Source organism: Vibrio genomosp. F10 str. 9ZD137 (assembly GCF_049974785.1).
Lineage (GTDB): Bacteria > Pseudomonadota > Gammaproteobacteria > Enterobacterales > Vibrionaceae > Vibrio.
Genome location: NZ_JBNGCJ010000075.1, coordinates 1 through 1,271, shown reverse-complemented (window position 1 = coordinate 1,271; position 1,271 = coordinate 1). Strand labels below are relative to the sequence as shown.

At 46.1% G+C, this 1,271-nt stretch carries 1 protein-coding gene; it reads right to left on the bottom strand.

Translation table 11 applies throughout. The annotated features are described in order from the left end of the window. The coding region (locus tag ACP45E_RS00970; RefSeq protein WP_198927665.1) for a VCBS domain-containing protein at positions 1-1,271 on the bottom strand (1,271 nt) is incomplete at both ends.

Below are 1,271 nucleotides of genomic sequence, written 5' to 3'. Positions count from 1 at the left end.
GCATAGAGTGTTGTATTGCCAAGTGTGGCGATGCCTGAGTGAGCATAGTCGGGTGACATGTCGACACCCGCGCTGTTTTCGGTTATTGAACCAGTATCAACGCCAGCGATTTGGGCTTTATCGCCAACTGCCGAGAGTGTTGTTGATGCACCAGTATGTGTTACTCCTCCGTGTGCATCTTTAACATCATAGCTAAAATGCACTTGGCCGTTATAGTCTTTATCTGGGGTAAACGTGAAGGTGCCATCGGCATTTAATACAATAGCACCGTGGTCAGCCTGTAGGTTTTCAATGGATAATTTGCCAATATCGTTGTTGTCAACATCGCTAGAATTGGCCAGTAGCTGTGCAGGGGTGAGGACTATCTGGGTATCTTCTAAGCCATTCGCTAAACGTACTTCAGCTGATGCAACTGGCGCATCATTGGTGCCATGAACGGTCACTGTGATATCTTTTTTAGCACTGCCATCAATAGATTCAACGGTAAAGGTTTGCTGGAAGCTTTCCCCTGCACCTAAATGTTGGACTTTATCATTGTCAATATCGTATGACCATTGGCCCTGTGCGTTGATATTGAACCGACCACCTTCGGCGGTAGTGATGGTTTGTGCGATAAAACCGGCTTGATCGTGATCCGGGTCAATGACCTGTAACGTGCCACCACTGCTGAGTTGACTGGTGGTATTGCCAAAGGAAGTATGATCTTCGTAAACATGATTATTTAGGCTGGAGTAGGGCGTCACTGCAATTTTTGCTTGGTTATCTTCACCGGTCACTTTCACCATAATGGTGAGCTTCTGACCATCAGTGGTTTCGACTTCGTAGGGGAGCTCCATCGACTCGCCAGCATGTAGGCTACTGATTAGATCGTCCGGATGATGATTGGTACCTGTATCTAATCTGAATTGATAAGTGCCATTAGGCCAAACATCAAGGTGGCCAGGCTCAAACCCTTGACCTAAATATTTACCGCTAAAAACAAACTGAGTGTTATCGCCACTATCAGGGTCAATCAGCTGAAGCTGGCCTCTATAGGATTTAAATTCGCTATCCAGCGCTTGTGTTTCAGTGAGCTGAATGACATTAGAAACCAGTGTGGCTTTATCATCTGTCCCGGCAATCGTAAGCGTGGCGGTTTGTTGCGTACTTCCACCATGGGCATCTTCTACTTGATAAGTGATAGCGATTTGTTGCGACTGACCATTGGCCAAATGATTAAATGCGGGATCAGTGGCATCAACAATTAACGTATGCCCATCAGTATCTAAGGT